Annotated in this window: 15 protein-coding genes; 7 read left to right on the top strand and 8 right to left on the bottom strand. The window is 71.7% G+C overall.

The annotated features are described in order from the left end of the window. Positions 1 to 148 precede the first annotated feature (148 nt). Together AB3K78_RS12610 and AB3K78_RS12605 are read left to right on the top strand one after the other, a co-directional pair. Positions 149 to 5,419 carry an HtaA domain-containing protein gene (locus tag AB3K78_RS12610; protein WP_416443755.1) on the top strand — a complete coding sequence of 1,757 codons (5,271 nt, stop codon included), beginning with the start codon at positions 149 to 151 and terminating at the stop codon, positions 5,417 to 5,419. Positions 5,420 to 5,468: 49 nt separating this feature from the next. Continuing rightward, positions 5,469 to 6,371 (top strand): HtaA domain-containing protein, encoded by a 903-nt coding sequence (locus AB3K78_RS12605; RefSeq protein ID WP_416443753.1) that lies wholly within the window; start codon positions 5,469 to 5,471, stop codon positions 6,369 to 6,371. 32 nt (positions 6,372 to 6,403) lie between these two features. On the opposite strand, the gene AB3K78_RS12600 is transcribed toward AB3K78_RS12605, so the two are convergent. From AB3K78_RS12600 to AB3K78_RS12575, 6 genes are read right to left on the bottom strand one after another with little or no spacing between them, the layout of a single operon-like run. Next, entirely contained in the window at positions 6,404 to 7,552 is a 1,149-nt protein-coding gene (locus AB3K78_RS12600) for an N-acetylglucosamine-6-phosphate deacetylase (protein WP_416443751.1), read from the bottom strand. A gap of 10 nt (positions 7,553 to 7,562) precedes the next feature. Then, complete coding sequence (locus AB3K78_RS12595) at positions 7,563 to 8,369, bottom strand: DeoR/GlpR family DNA-binding transcription regulator (protein WP_416443749.1); 807 nt, start codon at positions 8,367 to 8,369, stop codon at positions 7,563 to 7,565. Positions 8,370 to 8,387: 18 nt separating this feature from the next. After that, positions 8,388 to 9,230: a class II fructose-bisphosphate aldolase gene (locus AB3K78_RS12590; protein WP_416443747.1), complete on the bottom strand. Its 843-nt coding sequence runs from the start codon at positions 9,228 to 9,230 to the stop codon at positions 8,388 to 8,390. Next, positions 9,227 to 10,201: a 1-phosphofructokinase family hexose kinase gene (locus AB3K78_RS12585; protein WP_416443745.1), complete on the bottom strand. Its 975-nt coding sequence runs from the start codon at positions 10,199 to 10,201 to the stop codon at positions 9,227 to 9,229. The genes AB3K78_RS12590 and AB3K78_RS12585 overlap by 4 nt, the downstream gene beginning before the upstream one ends. Beyond that, on the bottom strand, positions 10,198 to 11,169 hold the full coding sequence (locus AB3K78_RS12580; protein WP_416443743.1) for an ROK family protein: 972 nt from the start codon (positions 11,167 to 11,169) through the stop codon (positions 10,198 to 10,200). Before AB3K78_RS12580 ends, AB3K78_RS12585 begins: the two co-directional genes overlap by 4 nt. Continuing rightward, positions 11,166 to 12,074: an SIS domain-containing protein gene (locus AB3K78_RS12575; protein WP_416443741.1), complete on the bottom strand. Its 909-nt coding sequence runs from the start codon at positions 12,072 to 12,074 to the stop codon at positions 11,166 to 11,168. Before AB3K78_RS12575 ends, AB3K78_RS12580 begins: the two co-directional genes overlap by 4 nt. Positions 12,075 to 12,396: 322 nt before the next feature. Between AB3K78_RS12575 and AB3K78_RS12570 the strand changes: the two genes are divergently transcribed. The 5 genes from AB3K78_RS12570 (at position 12,397) to AB3K78_RS12550 (ending at position 18,831) form a co-directional block, all read left to right on the top strand. After that, positions 12,397 to 13,647, top strand: coding sequence for an extracellular solute-binding protein (locus AB3K78_RS12570; RefSeq protein WP_416443739.1), 1,251 nt, complete (start codon positions 12,397 to 12,399; stop codon positions 13,645 to 13,647). Between the two features lie 178 nt (positions 13,648 to 13,825). Next, positions 13,826 to 14,671, top strand: coding sequence for a carbohydrate ABC transporter permease (locus AB3K78_RS12565; RefSeq protein ID WP_416443737.1), 846 nt, complete (start codon positions 13,826 to 13,828; stop codon positions 14,669 to 14,671). Between the two features lie 3 nt (positions 14,672 to 14,674). Then, on the top strand, positions 14,675 to 15,580 hold the full coding sequence (locus AB3K78_RS12560; RefSeq protein ID WP_416443735.1) for a carbohydrate ABC transporter permease: 906 nt from the start codon (positions 14,675 to 14,677) through the stop codon (positions 15,578 to 15,580). A gap of 199 nt (positions 15,581 to 15,779) precedes the next feature. Next, positions 15,780 to 17,408: an amidohydrolase gene (locus tag AB3K78_RS12555; protein WP_416443733.1), complete on the top strand. Its 1,629-nt coding sequence runs from the start codon at positions 15,780 to 15,782 to the stop codon at positions 17,406 to 17,408. Positions 17,409 to 17,595: 187 nt separating this feature from the next. Continuing rightward, on the top strand, positions 17,596 to 18,831 hold the full coding sequence (locus AB3K78_RS12550) for an MFS transporter (RefSeq protein ID WP_416443731.1): 1,236 nt from the start codon (positions 17,596 to 17,598) through the stop codon (positions 18,829 to 18,831). Between the two features lie 24 nt (positions 18,832 to 18,855). Here AB3K78_RS12550 and AB3K78_RS12545 read toward each other — a convergent pair whose 3' ends face one another. Both AB3K78_RS12545 and AB3K78_RS12540 read right to left on the bottom strand, forming a co-directional pair. Further along, positions 18,856 to 19,755: a helix-turn-helix domain-containing protein gene (locus AB3K78_RS12545; protein ID WP_416443729.1), complete on the bottom strand. Its 900-nt coding sequence runs from the start codon at positions 19,753 to 19,755 to the stop codon at positions 18,856 to 18,858. A 56-nt stretch (positions 19,756 to 19,811) separates the two neighbouring features. Next, positions 19,812 to 20,840, bottom strand: a complete 1,029-nt coding sequence (locus AB3K78_RS12540) for a LacI family DNA-binding transcriptional regulator (protein WP_416443727.1) — start codon at positions 20,838 to 20,840, stop codon at positions 19,812 to 19,814. Position 20,841: the final 1 nt, after the last annotated feature.

Below are 20,841 nucleotides of genomic sequence, written 5' to 3'. Positions count from 1 at the left end.
TTCATCAGACTAGAGGGGTAGTTAGGTGAGGGTACCCTCACTTCGATCCGATGTTGGATCCGCATGGCGCTCGCCGCCCGGTTCCACCGGGCGTGATCTCAGGGGAGTTCGAGCGCGATGCGTCCGTCCCCGACCGAAGGGCACAGCCATGTCTGCCTCCACCCCCGTCCCGGTTCGCCACCGGCTGCGCGCCGTCGTCTCAGCGACGCTCGCCGGCGCGCTGATCGCGAGCGGCGCGCTGCTCGGATCCACGGCGGCCCACGCCGAGGCCGGGGAAGCGCAGGCGCCGACGGTGCCCGCCACGGAGCAGCCGGTCGAGCAGACGCCCGCCGGACCGGGTGAGGCGCCGCAGACCGAGGCACCGGCAGCCGAGAAGCCCGTCGCCGGGACTCCCGAGGCTCCGGCCACGAACGCTCCCGCGACCGCGTCGCAGGCCCAGGAGACCGCAGCTCCGGTCGATGCTCCCGCCTCGCTCGGAGCCGTGAGCGCAACGGTCGAGCGGACGAGCGCAGCAGGCGGCCTCGTGCTGTCGGTGGCGGCGACCGATCTGCCCGACGGGCAGGTCTATGCGGGCCTCATCGAGCGCGGCCACGAAGCCGACGTCTCCGCCGGAGGGGGCTACGCGGCCTTCGCGCAGCCGTTCCCGACGGTGGCCGGCGGACAGACGAGCTTCGAGCTGACCGCGCCGGTCGCGAACCTCGACCGCTCGAAGCAGTACGAGGTGCTCGTCTGGAAGCTGCACTCGCAGCCCGACGCCAGCACGATCCTCGCCCGCGCGGACGTCGACCTGACCCCCGCACAGTGGAACGATCTGATCCCCGCCACGCCGCAGGTGACCGTCTCGCAGACCTCGGGGCTCGATCCCGAGGCGACGACCGAGGTGACGGTGCGCGGCACCGGCTTCTTCCCGCACGCTCCCGAGACGAGCGGCGCGCGTCCGCCGCTCGCCGGCAAGTTCACGGGCGTCTACGTCGCGTTCGGCTCCTACGCCCAGGCCTGGCAGCCGTCCACCGGTGCCGCGGCGGCGACGCGATCGAACGTCGACCAGAAGTGGGCGGTCCCGGCCGAGAGCATGGCGACCATCGGCGGCGCTGCCGCGGGTGCGATCGAACTGTCGGCCGATGGCACCTTCGAGACGACGCTGCGGGTATCGAAGAACGACGCCAAAGCGCTCGCCGACGGCACCTGGGGCGTCGCCACCTACCCGGGCGGCGGGGCGAAGTACGCGCCGTTCGAGACGCTGACCCCGGTCGTGTTCGCCGCGCCCACGCCGCGAGTCACCGTCTCGCAGACCACGGGGCTCGATCCCGAGGCGACGACCGAGGTGACAGTGCGAGGCACCGGCTTCCTGCCTCACGCTCCTGAGACGAGCGGAGCGCGCCCGCCGCTCGCCGGCAAGTTCACCGGCGTCTACGTGACCTTCGGGTCCTACGCGAAGGCGTGGCAGCCGTCCACCGGCGCCGCGGCCTCGACCCGCGTCGCGATCGACCAGAAGTGGGCGGTCCCGGCCGAGAGCATGGCGACCATCGGCGGCGCTGCCGCGGGTGCGATCGAACTGTCGGCCGATGGCACCTTCGAGACGACGCTGCGGGTATCGAAGAACGACGCCAAGGCGCTCGCCGACGGCACCTGGGGCGTCGCCACCTACCCGGGCGGCGGGGCGAAGTACGCGCCGTTCGAGACGCTGACCCCGGTCGCGTTCGCCGCGCCGAAGGCCGCGGTCGCGCCCACGGTGCGCTCCGCCGACGCGAACGGCCTCGCCGTGGACGTCGCGCTCGGCAAGATCTCGCTGCAGGCGGCCGATGCGGGCGTCTACGTCGCCCTCATCGAGCGCGGCACCGAGGCATCGCTCTCGAGCGACAACATGGGCGCCGCCGTCAGCTACGTGACCCGGTCGCGCATCGTCGACGGCGCGGCGGCGGCGACGCTCACCGCCCCGGCAGCCAAGCTGGATCGCGCGAAGCAGTACGAGGTGCTGGTCTGGCGCGCGCACGGCAACGCCACCCCCGACCGGATCATCGGTCGTGCCGACGTCGCCGTCAGCGATGCGCAGTGGAACGCGGTGTTCCCGGAGCAGGCATCGGGTACCGCCAAGGTGACCTCAGCCACCGTCGACGGGCTCGGCATCGATGTCGCTCTGTCCCACCTCGACCCGGCGGCGCTGCCGAACGGCGCGTACGCGGGACTGATCGAGCGGGGCACTGCGAACTCGGCCACCATGGCGACCGTCGCCGGCGCGAAGTGGATCCGCTCGATCCCCGCGTCGGGCGAGGCAGCGCAGGCCCTCGTGATCGACGCCGCGAAGCTGGATCGGGCCAAGGAGTACGACGTGCTCGTCTGGAAGGGGCACACGAACCCCTCTCCCGAGACCAACGTCCTGGTGATCCCCGTCACCGTCTCCGCGGACCAGTGGAACGCGGTGTTCCCGGCGAAGGCCCCGAAGCTCACCGTGACCCCCTCGACCGGTCTGCGCGACGGCGACACGGTGACCGTGACCGGTGAGGGCTACGACCCGCAGAAGCCGATCTACGTCACGCTCTGCACCGACATCCCGCTCGAGCAGGTGACCTTCGACTTCATCAACGCCGGATGCACGAGGGGCGCGAAGGCCGTCGGCGGCAAGTACGGTGCCCCGTTCGGCGCCGACGGATCCTTCACGGTCCAGATGCAGGTCTCGCCCAAGGAGGGCTCGACCGCGGTCTACACGATCGCCGACCACACCGCGCGTGACGACCGCTCGCAGGACGCCAAGGCGACGCTCCAGTTCACCTCCGATCCGGTCGCACCGACGGCGGGTGCGAAGGTGTCGAACGCCGGCGAAGACGGCCTCGCCGTCGACTTCTCGGGCACCGGGCTCACCGCCGTCGTCGCCCCGGCCGGAGTCTACGTCGCGGTGGTCGAGTCGGGCACCGCGCCCGGGACGAACTCCGACACCACCGCGGCATACGCCTACGTCCCGGCGCAGCAGATCGTCGAGGGCGCACTGGCCAAGCAGCTGATCGTGCCGCCGTCGCGCCTCGACCGCGCCAAGACCTACGAGGCGGTCGTCTGGCGCGCCCACGGCGACGCGACCCCCGAGTCCACCTTCGGACGTCAGGCACTCACCGTGACCGACGCGCAGTGGAACGCGATCTTCCCGGATCCGATCGCAGCGAAGGTGGCCCCGACCGTCACCGCCGCGACGGCGAAGGGGCTGACGATCGACGCCGCCGCGACCGGACTGAGCCTGCAGGCGGGCGACGCCGGCGCGTACTTCGCGCTCATCGAGCGCGGCACCGCGGGCGATCTCACCAGCGACAACATGGGCGTGGCCGCGAGCTTCGTACCCGCGCAGCTCATCGTGAACGGTGCGGCGAAGGCGACGCTCGAGGCCGATACGGCCAAGCTGGACCGGACGAAGCAGTATGAGGTGCTCGTCTGGCGTGCGCACGGCAACCCGACCACCGACCGCATCCTCGGCAGCGGCGACGTCAGCGTGACCGAAGCTCAGTGGGACGCGGTCTTCCCCGCGGACCCCGCGCCGAAGGCCTCGGCGAAGGTCGCGAAGGCCGACACCTCGGGGCTCCAGGTCGCGTTCACCGGAACCGGCTTCACCGTGAAGCAGGCCCCCGCCGGCGTGTACGTCGCGGTCGTCGAGGCCGGATCCGAACCGAAGCAGGGCGAGAAGAGCACGCTCGCGGCCGAGTACATCTCTCCTCAGAACCTGGCCGGTGGAGCGCTCGCGAAGACTGTCTCGCTGGACAAGGACCAGCTCGACCGCTCGAAGAACTACGAAGCCATCGTCTGGCGTGCGCACGGCCCGGCGACGCCGAGCAGCACCTTCCTGCGCGAGAAGCTTGCGGTGACCGAAGGCGAGTGGGACGCCGTGTTCCCGACCAAGGCGGCTACCGGCACTCTCGAGTGGGGTGTGCGGAAGGCGTTCCGCGACTATGTCCGCGGGCCGATCGCGAACGGATCGATCACTCCCAAGGGAGTCGAGATCTTCACGTTCAAGCAGATCGACGGCGGCACCTGGAACCCGCAGACGCGTACCGGCACGATCCCGTTCTCGGGCAACGTGAACTTCTGGGGTCACGACGGGGTGCTGAATCTCAACCTGGCGAACCCGATCATCGACGTGCGCGACGCGAAGACCGCGCTGCTGCAGGTGCCCCAGAACGGCAAGCCCCTCACCATCGCGACGATCGATCTCGCCTCGGCGAAGCAGTCGACGCTCGCGGGCGGTGCGGTGAAGTTCGCGAACGCCCCGGTCGTGCTGACCGCCGAGGGTGCCAAGACGTTCTTCCAGGGCTATCTGGAGACGACCTCGAAGATGGACACGCTCACCTTCACCGCCGGTTCGGCGTCGGGCGAGAAGCCCGTCACCCCGCCGGTCGTGAAGCCCGTGCCGAAGCCGAAGCCGAAGCCCCAGCCGAAGCCGGCCCCGACGGGCGGCAGCGCCCAGCTCGCCGGTTCGCTCACCTGGGGCGTCTCGACCCCGTTCGCGAACTACGTGACCGGATCGATCGCCAAGGGCGGCATCAGCACCTCGGGTGTCGGCGGCGGTCGCGGCGGCTACGTGTTCCCGCAGGTCACCGGTGGATCCTGGAACCCGAAGACCCAGACCGGCACCGTGCAGTACTCGGGGGTCATCCACTACACCGGTCACAAGGGCGCGCTGAGCGAGAGCGTCGCGAACCCGACCATCCGGGTCACGAGCGCCACGAGCGGCGAGGTGCTCGTCGGCGGCCGCGTGTTCGGAACGCTGAACCTCGCGGCGGCGCAGAAGAGCGTCGGCAAGAACGGCGAGGTCACCTGGTCGGGCGTGCCCGTCTCGGGCGGCTTCAGCTACGGCAGCTACTCGCTGGGCGCCGACCCGATGACCTTCACCGTGGGCGCTGCGAACGGCGCGCGCTTCGGCAGCACCTCCGTCTCGGGGGAGACCCCGAAGCGCACGCCGAAGGACTCGGCGCCGACGAAGAGCGGCATCACGATCCTCACCCCGGCCGACAAGCTCGTGCCCGGCGGCGAGATCGAGTTCGAGGCGACCGGCTTCACGCCGGGCGAGCGCGGCATCCTCGTGGTGATGTACTCGAAGCCGGTCGTGCTCGATGAGAACGCCGGCGCGAACGCCCAGGGCACGGTGCGTTGGATCGGCAAGCTGCCGAAGGAGCTCACCGGCACCCACACCATCACGCTGCAGGGCAGCGTGGATCGCGGCGCGGTCGTGAAGCTCGGGCAGACGAAGGCCCTGCAGATCGCCGATGCCCAGGTGCTCGACGCCCCGGCTCCGGCCCTCGAGAAGCACCGGGCACCTGCCGCGGTCTCGAGCGAGACGCCGGTCTGGCTCTGGTGGACCGGCGCGATCGCGCTGCTCGTGATCGCCGCGGCCCTCGTCGGCCTTGTCATCGCGCAGCGACGCGGTAACGTGGCCCGGTAGCCGACGACCGCTGCCGCCCCGTGTTCGAACCTTCCGAAAGCAGGATCCCGTGACCCAGTCCCCTCGTCGCTCCTTCGGCCTGCGAGCCGTCCTCGGCGGAACCGTGCTCGCGCTCGGCGCGATGCTCGCGGTCGCCTCCGCCGTCGCGCAGCCCGCGCGGGCCGACGACGGCGGTCTGACGGCGTGCGCCGTGCAGTCCGCCGAGTTCGGCTGGGGCGTCAAGGAGAGCTTCCGCTCGTACATCAGCGGCAGCATCGCGAACGGCACGTGGGAGACGAGCGACGGCGCGAGCTACGCGACGCCGCAGTTCCACTGGAAGAACGGCACCGGGTCGGTCGGCACCGACCTCGCGTCGGGCACGGTGAGCTTCACCGGAGCCGTGCACTTCACCGGCCACGACGGCGCGCTGCAGTTCGACCTCGCGAACCCCGCGATCGAGTTCTCCGACGGCAGCGCCACCCTGCTGCTGACCATCGGCGCGACCGATCAGGCGCAGAGTGGCGCGCCGAAGAGCGCGCAGGTGCGGGCCGGCAAGATCGACACCGCCTCGCTGCAGGCCGACGGCAGCGCCTTCTCGCTGAAGGACGCCAAGGTGCGGCTCACCTCCGAGGGCGCGACCGCGTTCAACGGGCAGTACGGCGACTACGTGGCCGGCGACGAGCTCGACCCGATCACCGTCACGGGATCCGTCGAGCCCGGCTGCGCCCTGGCGGTCGGAGCGACGACGCCGAGCGCGTCGCCGACGCCGAGCGCCTCCGCTCAGCCGTCGACCAAGCCGGCCCCCGTGGTGCAGACCGAGGCGCAGATCCCCTGGGTGCCCATCGCCATCGGCGGCGTCGCGCTCGTCGTGATCGGCGTCACCGTCGGCATGCTCGTCGCCGGACGCGGCAAGAAGGCCGCGCCCACGACGGAGCCCGCGGCGGACGAGACGCCCGCGGACCCGCAGAGCTGAACCGAGCGCCCGCGCGGTCGAGGGTGACGCGCCTAGGCGCCGGCGATCCAGCTGCGCGCGACCGAGAGGTCGGCGTCCAGCAGCACTGCGTCCGCGGCGTAGCCGGGATCCAGCCGTCCGAGCTCCGCGCCGAGTCCGAGCGCCGCGGCGGGCACGCGCGTGAGCGCCGAGACGGCGGTCTCGAGCGGCAGTCCGCACGCTCCGACGGCCTGGCGCAGCGCGGCATCGAGCGTCAGAGTGGATCCCGCGATGGTGCCGCCCTCGGAGAGCCGTGCGACGCCGTCGGTCACCTCGACGGCGAGCGAGCCGAGCAGGTATGCGCCGTCGGCGGCCCCGGTGGCGGCCATGGCGTCGGTGATGAGCGCGACCCGGCCCGGAGCGCCGTGGAAGGCCAGCGCGACCACGTCGGGATGCACGTGCACGCCGTCGTTGATGACCTCCAGCGTGACGTGCGGGGAGCGCATCGCGGCCACGACCGGGCCGGGCGCCCGGTGATGGATCCCCCGCATGCCGTTGAAGGCATGCGTCAGGATCGAGGCGCCCCGGTCGAAGGCCCGCAGGGCCGTGTCGTAGTCCGCCGAGGTGTGCCCGACCGCGGCGCGCACCCCCGCCGAGACCAGGGCATCGATCGCCGCCGCGGCGCCTGCGTGCTCCGGCGCGATGGTCACCTGGCGCAGCATGCCATCGCCGGCGTCGAGGAGCGTGTCGATCGCCGCGGCATCGGCCGAGCGCAGCAGCGCGGGGTCGTGCGCGCCACGGAAGTCGTGGTCGAGGAACGGGCCCTCGAGGTGCGCGCCGAGGATCATCGGCTCGTCCGCCGCGGCCGTGCGGATGGCGCGGAGGCGCTCGGCGAGGGCGTCGACGGGGGCGGTCACGAGCGACAGCACGGCGCGGGTGGTGCCGTGCGCGCGGTGCACCGCCAGCGCTTCCGCGAGGGCCGAGGGGTCATCGGCGGCCTCGTCGAACGCGCGCGTGCCGGCGCCGTGGCCGTGCAGGTCGATGAACCCGGGCGCCAGGAACCGCCCGCTCGCGTCGACGACCGCGTCGCCCGTACCGACCGCGTCGCGCCAGCTCGCGCCGGTGCCGCGCGCGGCGACCCGGCCGCGCTCGAAGCGGACCCAGGAGTCGGGGGTCCGGACTCCGTCGACGAGTTCGGCGGAGTGGATGACGGTGCTGCCCATGCCTGCCAGCCTAGGCCGCGCGAACGCCGGTGCCCGCGACGATCACCGTGTAGCCGCCGTCGCGCAGGGCGTCGAGCTGCTCGGGATCCGCGTCCGCGTCGGTGATGACGGTGTCGAACACCTCGGGGCCGCCCATGCTCGCGAACGCGGTGCGGCCCAGCTTGCTCGAGTCGACCACGAGCACGGCGCGTTCGGCGCGCTGCGCCATGAGACGGTTGACCACCGCCTCGCGCTCGTCGTGGGTAGCGGCGCCGCTGCGCACGTCGAGCGCATTGGCGCCGACGAACGCGATGCTGAGCGCCACCGAGGCGATGACCTCCTCCGCGAAGCTGCCGACGAGCTCGTAGCTGCGCGGGTGCAGTACGCCGCCGGTGACGACCAGCTTGACCTGGGGGCGCGTGGCGAGTTCCGTCGCGATGTTCACCGCGTTCGTCACGACGGTGAGGTTCGGCGTGTGCGACTTCACCATGATGTCGGGGCGGGTGGAGAGCTCCTCGACGATCCGCGTGGTGGTGGTGCCTCCCGAGAACCCGACGACGTCGCCGACGCCGACGAGCGCGCTCGCGGCCTCCGCGATCAGCTGCTTGGCATCGACCCGCTGCAGCCGCTTGTAGCGCAGCGGCAGGTCGTATGCGACCGAGAGCGCCTGGGCGCCGCCGTGGGTGCGGGTGAGCAGGCCCTGCGAGGCGAGCGTGTCGAGGTCGCGACGCACCGTCGCGGGCGACGCGTCGAGCTCTTCGACGAGATCGTCGACGCGCAACTCGCCCTGCTCGGCGAGACCGGCGAGGATCGACTGGAACCGGTCGGAGCGCTTCATGCTGCCATTCTCCCGGATTCAGGCGGTGCGGAGCGCGAAGAGCCGCAGCAGACGCGCGGCCTCCGGGACGATCGCCGCGCGGCCGGCACGGAGGTACTTGCGCGAGTCGACGACGTCGGGCTGGGCGGCGAGGGCGTCGCGCACCGCTCGTGTGAAGAAGCCGTTCAGGTGCGTCGAGACGTTGATCTTGGTCATTCCGGTGCGCACGGCGGCCTCGAGGGACTCGTCGGGCACGCCCGAGGACCCGTGGAGCACGAGCGGCACGTCGAGCGTCGAGCGCAGTTCGGCGATGCGGGCGAGGTCCAGGGCGGCGGTGCGCTGCTGCATGGCATGGGAGGACCCGACGGCGACCGCGAGCGCGTCCACGCCGGTTTCCCGGACGAAGGCGAGCGCCTCGGCCGGATCGGTGCGCATCCCCGGTGCATGCGCGCCGTCCTTGCCGCCGACCTCGCCCAGCTCGCCCTCGACGTACACGTCGGCGGCGTGCGCGCGTTCCACGACCTGAGCGGTGAGGCGGACGTTCTCGTCGTAGGGGAGCGCACCGCCGTCGAACATGACGGATCCGAAGCCGAGGCCGATCGCCTCGTCGACGAGCTCGGGCCGTTCGGCGTGGTCGAGGTGGACCGCGACGGGGGTCGCCGCGGCGCCGGCGAGAGCGAGAGTCGCGAGTCCGATGGGCGCGAGACCGCCGTGGTATTCGGCGCAGTTCTGCGAGATCTGAAGGATCACGGGAAGCCCGGCCGACTCGGATGCGGCGACGAGCGCCTCGGCGGTCTCGAGATGGACGACGTTGAAGGCGCCGATGCCGGTGCCGGCGTCGCGGGCCTCGGCGATCAGCCGGGCTGCGGGTGCGAGGGTCATGCGTGATCCGTTCGGGGGAGGGGGACGGGGAGGATTTCGAGCCGTTCGGCGAGCTCGGGGTGCGCCGGATCGATCTCGCCGGCGAGCGGAGCGAGCACCGCCGCGGCCGACCACGCGGTCGCCCGCAGCAGCAGGCGTTCGGCGGCCTCCCGGACCGGGGCGCCGTCGGCGAGCACCGAGGCCGCGCCCGCGACCGCCGCATCTCCCGCGCCGGTGGGGTTGCCGGTCAGCGGGTCGGGGAGCCGGGCGCGCAGCGCCAGTGCGGGAGTGCCGTCGTCGGCGAGCGGGCCCGCGAGCAGCAGCATGCCCGCAGCGCCGAGCGAGCAGAGCACGCCCCCGGCCCCGAGCCCGAGCAGGCTGAGCGCTCCGGCGACCGGATCCGCGAGCCCGGTGGCGTCCGCGAGCTCCTCGCGGTTCGGCTTGACGAGAGCTGCTCCCGCGCGGGCCGCGCGCAGCAGCGCGGGGCCCGAGGTGTCGACGATCGCGGGGACGCCGCGTCCCTGCGCGGCCGCCACGAGCACCTCGACGATCGCTTCCGGAGCCCCGGGAGGCAGGCTGCCCGAGACGACGAGCACGGTGGCGCGCTCCAGCTCCTCGTCGGCGGCCGCGACGAGCTCGGCCCACTCGGCGGCGGTCGGATTCTCGCCGCGCTCGTTGAAGATGCTGGTGTCGCCGAGCGCCTCGTCCACGATCGCCGCGGATCGCCGGGTGGGCACCGAGACCGGCACGAGCCGGTGCGGCACCCCGCTCGCGGCGAGCTCGTCGGCGAAGATCCGGCCGGTGGCGCCGCCCGTGGTCGTGAGCGCTCGGACGGCGAGGCCCTGCGCGTGCAGCACGCGCGCCACGTTGAGCCCCTTGCCGCCGGCGCGCACCCCGGCGGCCGGCACGCGGTGGCTCCCGCCCGGCACGATGCGCTCGGCGCGCCAGGTCAGGTCGAGCGCGGGGTTGGGGGTCACGGTCACGACGGTCATGCGATGCCGCCGTCCGTCGCTTCGGCGCGGGCCCGGGCGAACAGCGCGGCCCCGGCCAGGCCTGCGTCCTCGCCGAGTTCCGCCGGCAGGATCTCGGGGCGGCGGTGATAGCTGAGGCGCGCGTCGACCCGCTCGCGCAGGGGCTCGAACAGCGCGTCGCCCGCGCGGCTCAGCCCGCCGGCGATGATGATGGCCTCGGGGGCGAGGAACGCGGCGATCTGGGTGAAGGAGAGCGCGAGGGCGTCGATCGCGCGCTCCCAGACCTCCGCTGCCACGGGGTCGCCGGCCTGCGCGCGGGCGAGCACATCGTGGGCGCCGACGGCGGGGGCGGCGCCCGCCGGCCGGGCCGCGGTGTACCGGCGCGCGATGGCCCCGGCCGAGGCGACCGCCTCGAGGCAGCCGACCGCGCCGCACGCGCACACGGGGCCGTCGGCCACCGGCGAGTGGCCGAACTCGCCCGCGTAGCCCTGCGCCAGGTGGGCGCGGCCGTCGACGATGATGGTGCCCGCGATCCCCGTCCCGATGATCATGACGACGACATCGCGGAACCGCCCGGCCGAGCCGAGCCGGTACTCGGCCATGCTCGAGCCGTGGATGTCGTGGTTGAACGCGACGGGCAGGCCGAGGCGCTGCTCGGCGAGGGCGCGGATCGGGGCGTCGCGCCACCCGAGGTTGCTCGAGAACACCCCGACGCCGCGCTCGGGATCGACGATCCCGGGGACGAGGAGCCCGGCGGCCGCCGGCTGCACGCCGGGGAAGTCGCGGCGGTAATCGGCGCGGAGCTCCGCGAGCCGCGCGACGATCCGCCCGGGGTTGCCGGCGCCGTCGACGGGATCGAGCGGCGTCGCCGTGCGGCGCAGGCCGAGCACCGCGCCAGAGGGATCGACGAGGCCCGACTTGATGTCGGTTCCGCCCACGTCGAAGGCGAGCACGGGCGCGCCCGCGCGGAGGCTCGGCAGACCGGTCACGGTTCCAGGATGACGGATCGGGTGAGGTTGCGGGGCCGATCCGGGTCGAGCCCGCGCGCGATGGCGCGCGCGAGCGCCACCCGCTGCGCGCGCACCAGGTCGGCGAGCGGGTCGAGGTCGCTCGTCTCGAACCGGGCGCCCGTCGCCGCGACCTGCGCCGAGAGGCCCTCGGGGGCCGGCCCGAACTGCCAGGTGACGCGCCCCGTCGCCGCGATCGAGATCGGGCCGTGGCGGTACTCCATCGACGGGTACGACTCGGTCCAGGACTGCGAGGCCTCGCGCATCTTGAGCGCGGCCTCGTGCGCGAGCCCCACGGTCCAGCCCATCCCGAGATAGCTCGTCTGCTCGGCGGCCACCAGCTCGGGGTCGAGCTCCGCCGCGACGGCCGTCGCGGCGTCGGCGATGGCCGCGTCGAGGCCTTCGCCGAGCGACGCGCGGAAGAGGGCGAGCGCGGTGGTCGCGAACCGGGTCTGCACGACCGACTGCTCGTCGGCGAAGGGCAGCAGCACGGCGTCGTCGACCAGGTCGACGAGCGGGGACTCCGGGTCGCCGATCACGCCGATGATGCGAGGGGCGTCGCCTGCGGCCGTGAGGCCGCCGACGAGCTCGAGCACCTCGCTCGTGGTGCCCGAGCGCGTGAGCGCCACGACGGCGTCGTAGCCGCGGTCGACGAAGGCCTCCGACGCCGCGAAGGCATCGGTCTCGCCGTGGCCCGCGCGCTCGCGGAGCGCGGCGTAGCTCTGCGCCATGAACCAGGAGGTGCCGCAGCCGATCACGGCGACGCGCTCGCCGCGGGCCGGCAGCAGCGCCTGCTCGGCGCGCATCTGCTGGGCGCGCGCCCAGGTCTCGGGCTGGGTGGCGATCTCGGCGGCCATGTGGGCGCCGGGGGTGTGTGCGGCGTTCATTTCGCTCCTCCGGAGGGTGTGGCGACATGCGCAAAAGATGATCGCTTCTGATCTAATCATGCAAAAAGCATCAGCACAATGATCGAACGTGGGGATTTGCGAGGAGCCCGGGGCAATCGAGCACGGGAACGATCAACAGGTCACAATTTGGTCACCTTCTTGACGAATTATCCGATCCACCCCGAAGATGAGGGGCAGACGAGCGCGGGGCCGCGTGCGGAACGAGTGCTCGTTGGCACTATCGCGCGCAGGGCTGCGCGCGATGCACGCACCGGCGCGTGGTTTCGTGGCGGTGTTCCATCAACGGTGAGGAACTGCACACATGAAGAAGTCAGTGAGGATCGGCGCGATCGCGCTCGCGGCCTCCGCCAGCCTGGCGCTCAGCGCCTGCGGGTTCGGCGGTGCGAGCGGCGGCGGGTCGAGCGACTCCGGATCGAAGACCACGCTCAACCTGCTGGTCCCGAGCTACTCCGACAACACCCAGAAGCTCTGGAACGACGTGATCGCCGGATTCGAGAAGAAGTACCCGGACATCAAGGTCAACCTCGAGGTGCAGTCCTGGGACAACCTCGAGTCCGTCGTCACCACCAAGGTGAGCGGGAACAAGGCTCCCGACATCTACAACGGCGGGCCGTTCGCGGGCTTCGCCGGCGACGACCTGCTCTACGACGTGTCGGAGGTGACCTCGAAGGACACGTTCGGCGACTTCCAGGAGTCGTTCATCAAGAACGAGCAGCTCAACGGCAAGACCTACGCCCTGCCGTGGATCGCCTCGGCGCGCGCCCTCTTCGTGAACAACGACCTGCTCAAGCAGGCCGGGGTCTCCGCCGCGCCGAAGACCTGGGACGAGCTGCTCGACGCGGCGACCAAGGTCTCGAAGCTCGGCGGCGGAGTCGCCGGTTACGGACTGCCGCTCGGCTCCGAGGAGGCGCAGGCCGAGGCCGCCGTCTGGATGTGGGGCGGCGGCGGTTCCTTCGGCGATGAGCAGAAGCTCACCATCGATGACCCGAAGAACCTGCCGGGCGCCGAGCAGATCAAGAAGATGATCGACGCGGGTGCGACCGAGAAGAACCCCGGCTCGACCAACCGCTCGCCGCTGATGGACATCTTCGTGCAGGGCAAGATCGGCATGCAGGTCGGTCTGCCGCCGACCGTCGGCCAGATCAAGCAGAACAACCCGAAGCTGAACTACTCGATCGTCCCGATCCCGACCAAGGACGGCTCGCCGTTCACGCTCGGCGTCGCCGATCAGCTCATGGCGTTCAAGAACGACGGCAAGAAGAAGGACGCCATCACCAAGTTCTTCGACTACGTCTACAGCGCCGACGTCTACGTGCCGTGGGTCAAGGCCGAGGGCTTCCTCCCCGTCACCAAGTCGGGATCCGAGCAGCTGTCGAGCGAGGAATCGCTCAAGCCGTTCCTCGACGTCCTTCCGAACGCGAAGTTCTACCCGTCGACCAACCCCAAGTGGTCGTCCGCAGACGCCGCGTTCAAGGCGCTCGCGGGCCAGCTCGAGAAGAAGCCGGCGCAGCAGGTGCTCACCGACATCCAGAAGCAGGCTGACGCCGGCTGAGCCGGCTCGTCCGAACCGCAACGAGAGGGAACGGTGACCGCGACACCATGAGCACCACGATCGATCCGTCACCGCTTCCGAGCGGCGTCGCCGGGGAGACCCCGGCGACGCCGTCCCGGCGTCGAAGCGCCCCGGCCGCCCGTCGGGCGGACGCGAACTGCTTCGAGCGCTGCCCTGGGTGGGGCCCGCCCTGGCGCTCATCGTCGCCGTGGTCTTCTTCCCGGCCGGCGTCATGTTCTGGAACTCGACCAGGCACATCTCGCAATCGGGCGTCGACAAGGGATCGGCCGGGTTCGAGAACTTCGTCACGGTCTTCACCTTTGAGTCCTTCTGGCCCATCTTCCTCCGCACGATCCTGTGGGTCGTGGTGGTGGTGAGCGTCACGATCGTGCTCTCGCTCGTGATCGCCCAGGTGCTCAACAAGTCCTTCCCGGGGCGCAAGATCGTGCGCCTCGCGGTCATCATTCCGTGGGCCGCCTCGGTGGTCATGACGACGATGGTCGTCTACTACGGCCTCGAACCGTATTTCGGCATCATCAACAAGTTCCTCGTCGACGTCGGGCTCATCTCGACGCCCGAGGGCTTCGGTTGGACCCGCAACCCCGGCACCGCCTTCATGTGGTCGATCATCGTCGCGATCTTCGTGTCGCTGCCGTTCACGACCTACACGATCCTCGCCGGGTTGCAGACGGTGCCGAGCGAGACGCTCGAAGCGGCCAAGGTCGACGGCGCCGGGCCCGCGCGCACCTACTTCACCGTCGTGCTGCCGCAGCTGCGCAGCGCGCTCGCGGTGGCGGCGCTCATCAACATCATCAACGTGTTCAACTCGCTGCCGATCCTCAAGGTCATGACGGGATCGATCCCGGGCTACGACGCCGACACGATCATGACGATGGTGTTCAAGTACATCGAGAATCAGCACCGGGTGGACGTCGCGAGCGCGCTGTCGGTCGTGGCCTTCATCATCGTCATCGTGATCGTCGCGGTGTACGTGAGGGTCGTCAAGCCCATGCGGGAGGTCTGAGCCGTGGCCGTCGTCGAACCCAGCACCCGCACCATGACCCTGCCCGTCGGTCGCCGCGCCAAGAAGGTGCGCACCGAACGGGTCACTCCGGGCCGCATGGCCCTGCGCATGCTCGCGGGGCTCATCGTGCTCGTGATCTTCGTGCTGCCCTACTCGATCATGTTCTTCGGGGCGGTCAAGACGAAGGCGGAGATCCGCTCGGTCGACCCGAGCTACTTCCCGAAGGAGTTCCACTGGGACAACTTCGCGACCATGTGGTCGACCCCCGAGACGCCGCTGCTGCAGAATCTCGTCTCGACGATCATCATCTCGGTGTTCGCCACGCTGCTCGTGCTGGTCGTCGCGCTCCCGGCGGCCTACTACACGGCCCGGTTCCGGTTCCCGGGGCGTATGGTCTTCCTCTTCCTCGTGATCGTCACCCAGATGCTGCAGCCCGCGGTGCTCACCTCGGGTCTGTTCCGCCAGTTCTCGGCGCTCGGGATGCTCGACACCTGGGCGGCGATGATCTTCGTCAACGCCGCGTTCAACCTCTCGTTCGCGGTCTGGATCATGCACTCCTTCTTCGCGGGCGTGCCCAAGGAGGTCGACGAGGCGGCGCAGATCGATGGTGCGGGCCGCTTCGCCGTGCTGTTCAGGATCAACCTGCCGCTCGTGTGGCCGGGGATCGTGACCGCGATCGTGTTCACCTTCGTCGCCTGCTGGAACGAGTTCGCGGCCTCGCTCGTGATCCTGCAGACGGCGGGCAATCAGCCGCTGTCGGTCGCGCTCACCAAGTTCGTGGGGCAGTACGAGACGAGCTGGCAGTACGTGTTCGCGGTGTCGCTCGTCGCGATCCTGCCCGTGGTCATCCTCTTCATGCTGATCGAGAAGCGGCTGGTCGGCGGGCTCACCGCGGGCAGCGTGAAGTAGGGGCGGAGCCGCTCCGTACCGGGGGCCGGGTCGTGCATCGCGCGACCCGGCCCTTGAGCGTTCCCGGGGCGAGCGGTATCGTGGCGGTAGCTATTGGTCGCGCGACCAAAAGTTGGTTGCGCTCGCTCGACGCGATGGATCCGGACGCGCGCATTCCGAGTCGATGCGGCCCCCGCGTCCCCGAACCCGAGGAGTCTCCGTGCCAGAAACCGACCGGATCCTGCGCGCCGGACGCGTGGTCGACCTCGGCGGTCCGGGGGACCGCCCGGCCTCGCTGGGCACGCGCCTGGCGGTGTCGGACGGGCGCATCGTCGCGGTCGGCGGAGCCGAGATCGAGGCGGCCCGCCCCGAGGCCGAGATCGTGGATTTCGGCGCCGATGCGGCGATCCTGCCGGGCCTCATCGACTGCCACACCCACCCCGTGTGGGGGTCCGAGAGCCAGGGCGGCAGTCTCGGGCTCGGCGGCGTCGCGTCGCTCGTGCAGCTCAGGGAACGGCTCGAGGCCGCGTCGTCGGGCGCCGACGCCGATGCCTGGATCACCGGCTACGACCTCGACGTGAACGCGTTCGAGGGCGTCGAGCCGAACGGGCGCGTCTTCGAGGAGTGGCTGCCCGGCCGCAGGATCTCGCTCATGACCCGCGACGCGCACGCGCTCGTCGTGAGCCCGGCGGTCGTCGCGGAGGTCGGGCTCACCGGCGACGAGGTCTTCGCCGACGCGTCGTCGATCGTCTCGGACGCCGACGGTCCGACCGGCTGGGTGCTCGAACTGCAGGCGATGGACCTCGTGCTCGCGCACGTGCCGCAGGCGCCCCTCGAGGTGCAGGCCGACTTCCTCGCCGACGCGCTGCGCGCATTCGCCGAGAGTGGTCTCACCGAGGTGCACGCGCTCGACTTCCATGCGCCGTCGCGCGAACTCTACGAGGAGCTCGAACGGCGCGGCGAGCTGCCCGTGCGGGTGCGGGTGTACCCGCTCGTGCCGGCCGATTCGTCGCCCGAGACGTGGGCCGGCGTCGCCGACCTGCAGGGGCTCGGCGGGCGGCGCTGGCGCGTCGACGGGGCGAAGTTCATGCTCGACGGCACGGCCGACAACGGCACCGCCTGGTTCGCCGAGCCCGACCGCCTGGGCGAGAATCACGAGGCGCTGTGGCGCAGCACCGACGCGTACCGCGAGGCCGTGCGGTTCTTCACCGAGCGCGGGGTTCCGACCGCGACGCACGCCATCGGCGACGCCGCGGTCGACTTCGTGCTCGACGTCGTCGCCGAGGTCGGGCACGCGCCCTCGGCGCCGCACCGCATCGAGCACATCGAATCGATCCCCGACGCGACCCTGGCGCGCTTCGCCGAGCTGGGCGTCGTCGCGAGCATCCAGCCGACCCACGCCACCCGTCTCACCGAGCCCGACGGGAGCGACAACTGGTCGCGCCGGATCGGACCCGAGCGGGTCGCGCACGGCTGGCGGGTCCGCGACCTGCTCGCGCAGGGCGCGCCCGTCGTGCTCGGTTCGGACTGGCCCATCGGCATCGGAGACCCGCGGGTCTCGCTCGCCGACGCCCAATTGCGGCGGCCCGTGGGCGAGCCCGACCGGGGCGAGCACCAGCCCGATCAGAAGATCGACGCCGCGGCGGCGTACCGCAGCATGACGAGCGTGCCCGCGGGGCTGTTCCCCGGCGCGGGGGCCGCTTCGGAGCCGCGCGGACGGTTCCAGCCGGGATCGCCGGCCGACCTCACGGTGTTCGCGGCCGACCCGACCGGGCTCCCGCCCGAGGCTCAGGCGGTCAACACGGTGCTCGCGACCTTCGTCGGCGGGGAGCGGGTGGTCGGAGCGTAGGGGCCCGCTGGCTGCGCTCCGCAGGAGATCCGGCGTCAGAAGGAGGATTCTCCGAATTTTCTCCTTCTGACGCCGGATCTCCTTCCCGCGCGAGGGCGGAGCGGCCGCAGCCGCGACCCGGACGATCGGTCGGATGCTCCAGACCCGAGGTCGGGCGGTGCGGGCCGCGCGCGGCCAGCATGGAACCATGACCGCTACCGCCCCCGTCCCCACCGTTCCCGCGCCGGCCGACACGACGCCTGGGCGCCTCAACTACGGCGCCCTGATCGCGATGATGCTGATGAGCTTCTTCCTGGTCACCGCAGAGTTCCTGCCGAGCGGCATGCTCACCCGCATCGCCGACGGGTTGCACGTCACCTCGGGCCAGGCCGGCCAGATGGTCGCCGTGACCGCCTTCGCGGGCCTGCTCGCCGCGCCCACGGTCGGCCTGCTGTTCCCGCGCCTCGACCGGCGCTCGCTGCTCGTCTGGCTCTCGATCACCGCGGCCGTGTCGAACGCCCTCGTCGCGATCGCACCGAACCTGCTGCTCGTGATCCTCGCGCGATTCCTGCTCGGCGCAGCGATCTCGGGCTTCTGGTCGATGTCGATCTCGGTCGCCGCGAAGATCGCGGGCCCCGAACGGCTCGGGCGCGCGGTCATGTTCAACTCCGCCGGAGTCTCCCTCGCGACCGTCGCGGGCGTCCCCCTGGGGGTGATGCTCAGCGAGGCCATCGACTGGCGCGGCGTATTCGCCGTCGCAGCGGTCGCGAGCGCGCTGCTCGCCGTGGTGCTGCGCTGGTTGCTGCCCGCGGTGCCTGCTGAGCGCGCTGCAAAGCTCTCGACGCTGATCGCCGCGCTGCGCCGGCCCGGGATCGGGTTCGGCGTCGTCGCCAACATCTTCGTCGTGACCGGGCACTTCCTGGCCTACACCTACGTGCGCGTCGCGCTCGAGCGGGTGCGCGAGGGCGGAACGCCGGTCGAGGCGGACACGATCGTGGTGCTGCTCGCCCTCTTCGGCGTCGGCGGCCTCATCGGCAACATCGTGTTCGGCTTCGTGGTCGATCGCGCCTACCGGGTCCTGGCGGTGCTCACCCCGGTCGTGATCGCGGGGCTCCTGCTGCTGGTGATCGCCGCATCGGGGTCGCTGTGGGCCACGGGGGCCGCCGTGTTCGTCTGGGGGTTCTTCTTCGCCTCGTGGCTGCTCATCGCGAACACCTGGGCGGGTCACCGCATGCCCGACATGCTCGAAGCGGGCGGCAGCCTCGTCGTCGTCGGGTTCCAGAGCGGGATCATGATCGCGGCGGGCATCGGGGGTGCGCTGGTCGACGCGATGGGCATCGCTCCCGTCTACGCGGTCGGGGCGGCGCTGCTGCTGCTCGGCGCCGTGCAGTTCGGACTCTCGGACCGGATCTCGGAGGCGCACCGCCGCCGGCTGCCCCGCTGAGCGTGCGCCGCTCGGGCGCCGGGGTCACACCCTCGACGCCCGCAGCAGCGCATCGGAGCGCCAGGCCGAAGGGGTGAGGCCGGTGCGACGGCGGAACGCCCGGCTGAAGCCCTCGTCCGACCCGTATCCGATGGCGCGGGACACCTCGGAGACGCCTCGGCCCTGCGCCAGCAGATCCTGGGCGGACCGGATCCGCACCTCGGCGACGTAGCTCGCGGGCGAGACCCCGAGCGTCGTGCGGAAGCGCTCGGCGAACACGGAGCGCGACATGGCTCCGGTGCGGGCGAGGTCCTCGAGCGTCCACTCGCGCGCGGGATCCGCGTGCACGGCCTCGACGACGCGATCGAGGAACGGGTCGCCCGTGCGCGACGGCCAGCCGGCCGGGGCGCAGCCCCGGATCGCCCACGCGCGGATCACGGAGACGAGCACGGTGTTCGCCATCATGCGGCAGACCACGGAGCTGCCCGGCTGGTCCGCGCAGGGGTCGTCTCCGCTGCCGAGCTTCGGGCCCAGCTGCGCCGCCAGCGCGGCGACCGCCGGATCGCTGCCGGGCAGGTCCCGGACGAAGAGGGACGGGGGCAGCAGTCCGAGGATCCCGTCGTCCGTCGGGGGGAGATCGAGCGAGGAGACGAGCACGAAGGCGTCCTCCGCCGCGTGCAGCAGCACGGCGCGGGGGTCGGTGAAGAGGAGGGCGTCGCCGGCCTCGAGGGAGCCGGGGACGCCGTGCTCGGAAACGGCGGCCCGACCGCTCGGCTCGGCGCGGAGCGACCCGCAGATCACGTAGACGAGCGCGACCGCGCCGCCGGGGATCGCGACGGGTTCGCCGGCGCGCAGATCGATCCGGTGCTGTCGGAGGAGCCGGGCGTCGACGCCCGAGAGCACCCGATCGATGGCGGTCTCCGCGGGTTCGAGAGTCTGGGCCATGACCTGGGAAACCGCTGCGGGTGCTCCGGTATTCCGCCGTCGGCGTGTCGTGCGGCTCAGCTCCGCGTCGTCGATTCGCGGATGTCGAGCGTCGCCGAGGGGACGGTCAGCGGCAGTTCGAGGTCGCGCCCCTCCGCGAGCCGCACCGCGATCTCGACCGCGCGCCGCGCGGTCTCCTCGGGGTGCAGGTCGAGCGTGGTGACGGTGGGGCTCGAGGTCCGGTTCTGCATGGCCCCGGATCCGGCAGCGACCAGCAGGTCCTCGGGCACCCGGATCCCGCGTCGGATCGCGGAGGCCGTGACGCCCGCGGCGTGTCGGCCGGTGAGGCAGAAGATCGCGTCCGGGCGGTCCTCCGGATCCCCGTCGAAGAAGTGCGACACGATCGTCTCGCCCGCGTGCTCGCCCTCGGCCTCCGGCATGGCGAACACGAGCGGCGTCTGGCCGCGTTCGGCGGCCCACGCCTCGAGCGTGCGCACCGACCCCAGGTTCCAGTCGTTGCGGTCGGTGCCCGTCACGAGGGCGATGCGGCGCGCGCCGACCGCGGCGAGGTGGCCGATCATGAGGCTGGCCTGCTGCTCGGCGCCCTCGTCGATCTCGAGGAACGCGCCGCGCCGGGCGGGATCCGCGCCGACGGTGACGAACGGGATCCGCTGCTCGGTGAGCATGGTGAGCACGGGGTCGTCCTCGAACGGCTCGGTCACGATGTAGGCGTCGGCGGCGAGAGCACTGAGCGGCACTCCCGGCCGGGTGGGGTCGTCGACGAGCATCATGCTGTACCCGTGCTCCATCGCGGTGAGCGACGCGGAGCCGGCGATGCGGAGGAAGTAGTCGACGCCCTCCGGCAGGAACGTGTCGAGGCTGTGGAACGGGCGGATCACCAGGGCGAGGAGGCCGAGTCGGGAGTTCTGCAGGCCGCGCGCGATCGCGCTGGGCCGGTACCCGATCTCGGCGGCGATCCGTTCGATGTTCTGGACCGTCTCGCGGCGCACGACGCCCTTGCCGTTCAGCGCGTGCGAGACCGTGGTCGGCGAAACGCCCGCCGCCTTCGCCACGTCCTTGATCGTCGGTCTCCCACTGGGTTTCACT

This window comes from Leucobacter sp. HNU (assembly GCF_047946755.1).
In the GTDB taxonomy this organism is placed as follows: Bacteria; Actinomycetota; Actinomycetes; order Actinomycetales; family Microbacteriaceae; genus Leucobacter.
The sequence above is the reverse complement of the archived record's forward strand: the minus strand, read 5'-3'. Positions and strand labels throughout refer to the sequence as shown.